This is a genomic window from Paraburkholderia sp. RL18-101-BIB-B (genome assembly GCF_046026985.1).
GTDB lineage: Bacteria > Pseudomonadota > Gammaproteobacteria > Burkholderiales > Burkholderiaceae > Paraburkholderia.
Genome location: NZ_JARESV010000054.1, coordinates 45,119 through 52,392 on the forward strand (window position 1 = coordinate 45,119; position 7,274 = coordinate 52,392).

Consider the following 7,274-nt stretch of genomic DNA (forward strand, 5'->3'; position numbering starts at 1 on the left):
CGTCTGTCGCGTGTGTGTGGTGCAGCGCGCTACTCCTCGATGAGGGCTTCCAGCCGCCCGGCATGTACCGCCTTCACCAGCGCCGCGTGGTCACGCTCCGTCTGATCTGCATAGGCGAGCGAAAACGCGCTGATGGCCTCATCAAAAGCGTCGTTCTTGCCCAGATAGCCACTGATAGTCGTGGCATCCCCGGACTTGGCATGGGCGCGGGCCACGGTCCAGCCGCAGAGCTGGGCATAGTGTTTGATCTGCGCGGCGGTGACTTCCTCGACGGGAGCCGACATCTTCATGTCCCGCAACTGGCGCACAAAGAAGTCATGCCCTCGCTGTCCCCGCAACCATCCCAGGAAGATGTCGCTGGAAGACTGCATCAGCCGTTGTCCCATGACGACACGCTGCCCCTGATTGTCATAGTGGCTCTTTCCCGCGTAGGGTTCGAGGACCGACCGGCGCTGTTCCTTGAACTGGAGAATCAGGGGATGGTCTTCCTCGTCGAAAAACAGTCCGATGAAGCATCGGGTGCCGACGCTGCCAATACCCACGACCTTCAGGGCGAAGTCCTCCAGGTGGTAGCGATCCAGGAGGACACGGCGCTCATCGGACAGCGACTGGCGATAGCCGGCCAGTGCCTCACGAACCCGCTCCTCGAAGCCCGCATCAGTGACGTGATAGAGAAGCGGTGGTTGATCGACCAGGCGGCGGCGTCCAGCCACTTCGCCGGCAATCTTGGGGAAGAGGTTTTCGACAACACGCTGGCGGGCTTTTTCTGCCAGTCGCTCGCGGGTCTTTTTGACCTTTTCATCGGGAGCCATCGCAATGATGGTTTCCATGTCCAGGCGGGTGTACCAGACTTCCAGAGGATTCATCCGGGAATACTCCCGCAGGCGCTGCCGATAGGCGCGTGTGCACTCCAGGACGGCTTCCCGAGAATCCGCATCCGGCAACTGGTTGTCGCGTCCTGCGACCGTGAAACTGACGGCCAGCCGTTTCAGATCCCATTCCCAAGGCGCCGGCAGCGTTTCATCAAAGTCGTTCAGATCGAAGACCAGATTGCGCTCCGGCGTGGCAAACAGGCCAAAATTCAACAGATGGCAGTCTCCACAGGCTTGCACCCGAAGACCTGTACCTGGGGTAGTCGCGAGATCGTAGGCCATGAGCGCCGCCGAGCCGCGCAGAAACGTGAAGGGACTGCGGAGCATCCGGCCGTAGCGGATCGGTACGAGTTCCTGCAGTCGATCCTGATTCGATTCCTCCAGGATCTCGATGGGGTCCCGGCGTTGTGCCGACGGTGTCCAGTCGGCGTGGCTGCTGCGCGGCACCCTATTGCGCAATGCCTGACCGGCCGCGAGACGCTCTGCGCGGGAGCGAAGAACCGGGACGTCCTCCGCGACGTTACTGCGTTTGGCCATGGCCTTCCCAGGCGCCTTCATCACGGTTTCCATGCTCGTCTCCTCCTGGTCCGGCTCGCGCCGCGGATTGTACTTTTGCATGACGAATCGTCACGGTAGCCGGGATGGCTGGCGAGCACGCACACCACGATCGGCCCTGGCGCGCCGTCCTGCCCCTGGTGTTCGTGCTGTCAGCTGTCGTGCGGACCCGGTATGTCACATCGACGCATCCACACGTGCAGGGTTCGGGCATTACGGAAATAAGCCCAGCGCCGGTGAGCCGCCTAATTAACAATAGCAGGTAGGCTGCAGCGCACGTAGATCGAAATCAACAGCAATGACAGCTCGGGGCCATGCGTGATGGCTCCGCCATGTCCGTGGCATGTCCGGTTAATCGTTCGGAGACAAGGCTGGCGTATGAACAATGTGGTGGACTATCCATTGCTGGTTTTCGTGCTCATTGTTCGCAATGTGGGTCTCAGTGCGAATCGGGGCGTCCCTGTCTCAGACGGCGGCAAAACCTGGAAGCGACCGCACGTAAAGAGTTTGCCGTTATCCAGGGCGCCACGCTGACGCTGGAGCAATCGTCAAGAGTGGTGTACGCGGGTCTGTCGGCATGATCAGGCGGCCAGCGCTTGAGGAGCCGGTGTGCTTTCAATCATCGGGGTTCCGTCCTTGAAGGGGATACCCTTCAGAAGCTGTTCGATTTTGTCGACACCGCGGATTCTCCTCCAGGACTGCTCAGCCGCTTCGATGAGTTTGAATGCCATCGCGAGGAAGGTCGAGCGCGACAGACAGTTGCGCGTACGGCTGGTGCGATGACGTACCGTCCCAAACGTCGATTCAATCGGATTCGTGGTGCGCACGTGCTGCCAGTGCTCGGCCGGGAAGTCGTAGAACGCGAGTAACGCATCGCGATCCTTCGTGAGCTTCTCGACCGCCTTCGGGTACTTCGCCGCGTACGTGTCTACAAACCGGTTGAACGCGATAACCGCATCGGCGCGTGTCGCGGCATTCCAGATTTCCGCGAGCGCCGCCTTGGCCTTGCCGTGCTGCGACTTTGGCATCGCATTGAGGACATTTCCGATTTTATGGAACCAGCACCGCTGATGCCGTGTCTGCGGGAACACCTCGTCAAGCGCCGCCCACAGTCCCATTGCGCCGTCGCCGACCGCGAGCAGCGGCGGTGCCTGCAGACCACGCGATTTCAGATCGAGCAGCAGGTCGACCCACGATTGCTTCGATTCGCGATAGCCGTCGCTGAGCGCCACGCGCTCCTTCCCGCCGTCCGGCTTCACGCCGATAATGACCAGCAGGCACTGGCCGTCGGAATCCTCCGTGCGGGCTTGCGTGTGGATGCCGTCGGCCCACCAGTACACCCAGCGTGAGGCCGACAGATCCCGCTTGTTCCACTGCTCGTACTCGTCTGCCCAGGCGGCCTTCAGGCGGCTCACGACGCTTGCCGACAGCCCTTTGGCCTGCTCGCCAAGCAGCTCGGACAGGGCATCACCCATGTCGCCCGTCGAGACACCACGCAGGTAAAGCCACGGCAGCGAGGACGATACGCGCGGTGACTTGCGCACATAGGGCGGCACGATCGACGAGTTGAACTTTATGCCCGAGCCCGAGCGGTCGCGCACCTTCGGCACCTTGACCGGCACCGTGCCCACGGCCGTGACGATCTCGCGTTCTGGCAGATAGCCGTTGCGCACAACCGCCCGTCGACCCTCGATCGACTTCACATTCGAATACTGCTCGAGCATCGCCGCCAGTTCCGCCTCGATTGCCTGCTGGATGATTCGTCGCGCCCCTTGCTGGATCAGATCGTCCAGACCCGGCGCCCCCTTGATTTCCGCTTCCGTCGTTTGACCGCTGTTCGTTTCCTGAGTATGTTTCGCCATGGTGGTGGAGTTCGATTGGGAAAGTGTTACCGTGGAAAGCAACATTCTCCTCCAATCGCCACCGCCTTCTCCTGCCTCCCGCCTACGCCGCGTACACCACTTTCAACGATAGCTCGCTGACGCTGCTCGGCCTGATCATCGCATTCAGCTTTTCGATGCCTAAGTCGGTACGACCTGCGCGAAAGCTACGAGGAGGCAGGGGCGAACGCGATCCACACCGAATACGTCCGGGCCGATCTGTTGCCTGCCGCCGATGCGCTGAAAGTGCGCGCGCTGCTTAAGCGCTACCTCGACCAGCGTGTTTTGTTCTACGAGACTCGCGATGCACAACAGCTTCAGCGGATCGACGATAACGACACGGCCCGACCGCACGCTTTGGCCAATGAGTTGACAGACCTGGTCTGCATCCGAAGGCTTCGCGGCAAACTGATTCGTCGTCGACAGCGAGCCGATAACGGCCGGCCGTACGAGGACTTATCGAGGCGCGATTTCAGAAGCTTGGCACCGCTTACCTATTAGACCAAGGTCCTATTGTCTCGCTGGAAAAATAGGAGCAGATTGATTGTGCGAGATTGCACAACCATGCGCTCCCCAAAACTCGACCAATTTGACGGGATTTGTGGAGGGCTACGGCAGGCAGCGGCCTGCTACGAACCAGCGTGACCAGGCTGCACTGTAGTGGCGTACCAGCGATCTCTGCGAGGACTTGTCATGGACCAACGGGAGCGAGCGATGAAAGTAATCAAGCCATTCAAGCTAATGGGTAGCGCGGTAAGCGCCGGGAGGCTGGAAGCTCTCGTTGAGGAATAGCGTCCTGCACCACTCACATGCTTTGGTTGTCGTTATTCATACATAGGATTTCCAGCGTGCTCGATCTCAGCGATGCGGCAGGCCGCGTTAAGGCGAGGGCGTAGGAGACGATCGTTGCTGACGGGCAGATGGCGCGCGGCGAACGCTGTATCACGGATTCGAAATGCCCTAAGTTTTGAACGGCGGCGGTTTGATTTTCCGGATTGCCGTTCAGATGGGAAGGACATGTCATGACGAGACTTCGTTTTCTTGCCGCCTTGCTGGTCGGGATCTCGGTGCTCTCGTCGTCGGCGCGAGCCGCGTCGGGACCGAGTGCGTCCGCTGTAGCCCAAGCATCGTCGCCCCCGGCTGCTGTCGCGAAGGCCCGCCAGTTGAACCTCGCGGTCAAACCGTGGACCGGCGACTTCGACGCGATGCTCGAGCGCCGTACGATCCGCTTTCTTGTGCCATACAGCCGTACGCTGTACTTCAACGACAAAGGCAGGGAACGCGGTCTGACCGCTGAACTCGCGCGCGACTTCGAACGTTACGTCAACAAGCGCTACGCCAACCAGCTTGGGAAACGCCCTGTGACGGTCTTTCTGATCCCAACGACCCGGGGCAAACTTCTGACGAACCTCCAGACCGGGCTGGGCGATATCTCGGCGGGCAACCTCACGGCAACCGATGAGCGGCGCAAGCTTGTGGACTTCGTTGTGCCGCGTGACCGAAAGCCGGTCCGGGAACTGATCGTGACCGGTCCTCGCGTGCCGGCTATCGCCACTCTGGACGACCTCGCAGGAAAGCAGGTCTATGTACGCAAGGCAACGAGCTACTACGAGAGTCTGACGGCGCTGAACGAGCGGTTCAGGAAAGCGGGCAAGCCGGTCATGCAGATCACGCTGCTGCCCGATGCACTCGAAGATGAGGACACGCTCGAAATGCTCAATGCGGGAATGCTCGACATCGTGGTGGTCGACGACTGGAAAGCAAAACTGTGGGCGCAAGTTCTGCCTCAGATCAAGGTCAGGGAGAATCTGGTGGTACGAAGCGAAGGCTATGTGGGTTGGGCGATCAGGAAGAACAGCCCGCAACTGCAGGCTGCGGTGACCGATTTCTATAACGAGTTTCTCAAAAAGCAGGGTGTCATCGACTATCGGCTCGTACAGTTCATGAAGCGTATTAAGCAAGTTAGTGATGCTTCGGGTGCGGCGGAGCGCAAGCGTTTCGAAGAAACTCTTACCCTCTTCGAGAAGTATGGCAAGCAGTATGGCTTCGACCCTCTGATGCTGGCTGCCCAAGGTTATCAGGAATCGCAGCTGAACCAGTCGGCACGCAGTCACGTTGGCGCGATCGGCGTCATGCAGTTAATGCCGGGAACAGGTAAGGAAATGGCAGTCGGCAACATTGGTGTAACCGAGTCCAACATCCATGCGGGCACGAAATACATGGACAGGCTGATGACACGCTACTTTCCGGACGCGCACTTCGACGATGACAATCGCACATTGTTTGCCTTCGCGAGCTATAACGCGGGGGCGGCCAATATTGCAAAGATGCGCAAGGAGGCCGCGGCCCGCGGGCTGGATCCGGATAGGTGGTTCAACAATGTAGAAATCGTAGTCGCGGAGAAGATTGGCATCGAAACAACGACCTACGTACGCAACATATTCAAGTATTACGCCGCATACCGCTTGATCGTCGACGCGCAGCAAGCGCGCGACAAGGCGATTCGCACGATGAAACCCGGCGGTTAACCGTTGTCGGGCGGAGTCGACGTTCGAATGTCCACGCGAGAACTCCTGCAGCGTTCACGCTATGTTTGCGCGGTGCCTCCTTTTTATCTTGACTCCGGCCGACTAGCTAGCGGGCGCCCGACGTCGGGAAAGCGTAAGCGTCAGTACCGGCCGGTCGCGTGACGAGCGTGATCGGCGCGTGAACGTCTCGTGTCCGGTGCGGAGCCGACCTTGGACAGTCCGCCTGAGCGCTCCGTCGAACGACCGTAACTGGCCGGCAAGCGCCCACTCGCCGGTCATGGCTGTCAGACTTCGGTTTGCTCGGCCATCTCGAGCGCGTCGTCTACCTCGATCCCGAGGTAACGCACTGTACTTTCAAGTTTTGTATGGCCTAACAGCAGCTGAACCGCGCGCAGATTCTTGGTACGCCGATAGATCAACGATGCCTTCGTGCGGCGCATCGTGTGAGTGCCGTACGCCGCGTCATCCAGTCCAATCGAAGCGACCCAACGATGAACGATGCGGGCGTACTGGCGTGTCGACACGTGCGCCGACGCATGCAGCCGACTCGGGAACAAATAGTCGGCGGGCTTGAGCCCCCGCGCGGAAATCCAGGCCGCGACGCTTTGCCGAGTCTGCTCCGTAATTTCGAACTGGACCGGTCGTTGCGTTTTTTGCTGCATGAAGGTCGCTCGCGAGACCACGTGGCTTCCCATAGAGATGTCCTGGACCTGCAGTCGCGTCAAATCGCACGCCCGGAGCTTGCTGTCGATTGCCAAGTTGAACAGCGCCAACTCGCGAACGTTGGACGACATTTGAAGTCTCGTCCGAATCGCCCATATTTCACGAAGCTTCAATGGCGGCTTCTGGCCGGTCAGCCTTCCCTTGTTCCACGGCGCGCGTCGAGCGCCGGAAGAATCAATAACGGTTTCCATATCGACCTCCTCTTCAATGAAGGGAGATAGATTTTGCGCTCCTCAACCGGTCACTCTTCGACCCTTCTCGGTCGTACGGTCGTGGCCGTCGGACGTCTCCTCTGGCGGCATCATCAGTCATTCAATCTTCGCTCCAATTCGCTTCGGCTTCAGGCCGTACGCTGACGGTGGCGCGCGGGAAAACCGGGAAGCCCGGAAACACGCCGCTGCCACGAGCGGCAAACTTCGCCTGTCAACTTGTGAGCCTTGCCGCGATATCGCGCACGAAATCGATCAACGTCTCGGGATTGACCGGCTTGACAAAGTGCCGCTTGCAACCGGCTTCGCGTGAGCGCGCGCGGTCTTCCGGCGCCCCGAATCCGCTGAGTGCAACCAAAACCGCATGTGCGGTTTTTGGTAGCGCCCTCAGTCGCCTCGCCAGTTCGTGTCCGCTCATCCCCGGTAAGCCAATGTCGAGGACGACGATGTCAGGAAGAAATCCTTGTGCGGTGGTAAGCGCCGCTTCCCCATCGGGGGCACATTGAA

General features: G+C 59.9%; 6 protein-coding genes. 1 reads left to right on the forward strand and 5 read right to left on the reverse strand.

Annotation, left to right across the window (positions count from 1 at the left end):
* Positions 1-29: 29 nt before the first annotated feature.
* From P0D73_RS39490 to P0D73_RS39500, 3 genes are all read right to left on the reverse strand, one after another.
* Positions 30-1,442, reverse strand: a complete 1,413-nt coding sequence (locus P0D73_RS39490; protein WP_408435448.1) for a DUF2252 domain-containing protein — start codon at positions 1,440-1,442, stop codon at positions 30-32.
* 566 nt (positions 1,443-2,008) lie between these two features.
* Complete coding sequence (locus P0D73_RS39495; RefSeq protein ID WP_408435450.1) at positions 2,009-3,289, reverse strand: IS256 family transposase; 1,281 nt, start codon at positions 3,287-3,289, stop codon at positions 2,009-2,011.
* An 823-nt stretch (positions 3,290-4,112) separates the two neighbouring features.
* A complete protein-coding gene (locus P0D73_RS39500) occupies positions 4,113-4,487 on the reverse strand; it encodes a hypothetical protein (RefSeq protein ID WP_408435452.1) in 375 nt (124 codons plus the stop codon).
* On the opposite strand from P0D73_RS39500, the gene P0D73_RS39505 reads away from it, so the two are divergent.
* On the forward strand, positions 4,471-5,835 hold the full coding sequence (locus P0D73_RS39505; RefSeq protein WP_408435454.1) for an MltF family protein: 1,365 nt from the start codon (positions 4,471-4,473) through the stop codon (positions 5,833-5,835). The two genes, P0D73_RS39500 and P0D73_RS39505, sit on opposite strands and share 17 nt — an antisense overlap.
* A 284-nt stretch (positions 5,836-6,119) precedes the next feature.
* Here the strand turns inward: P0D73_RS39505 and P0D73_RS39510 are convergent, their stop codons facing one another.
* Together P0D73_RS39510 and P0D73_RS39515 are read right to left on the reverse strand one after the other, a co-directional pair.
* Entirely contained in the window at positions 6,120-6,749 is a 630-nt protein-coding gene (locus tag P0D73_RS39510) for a tyrosine-type recombinase/integrase (protein ID WP_408435456.1), read from the reverse strand.
* Positions 6,750-6,981: 232 nt separating this feature from the next.
* Positions 6,982-7,274, reverse strand: a 293-nt coding sequence (locus P0D73_RS39515) for a response regulator (RefSeq protein WP_408435458.1), incomplete at its 5' end; no start/stop codon positions are given.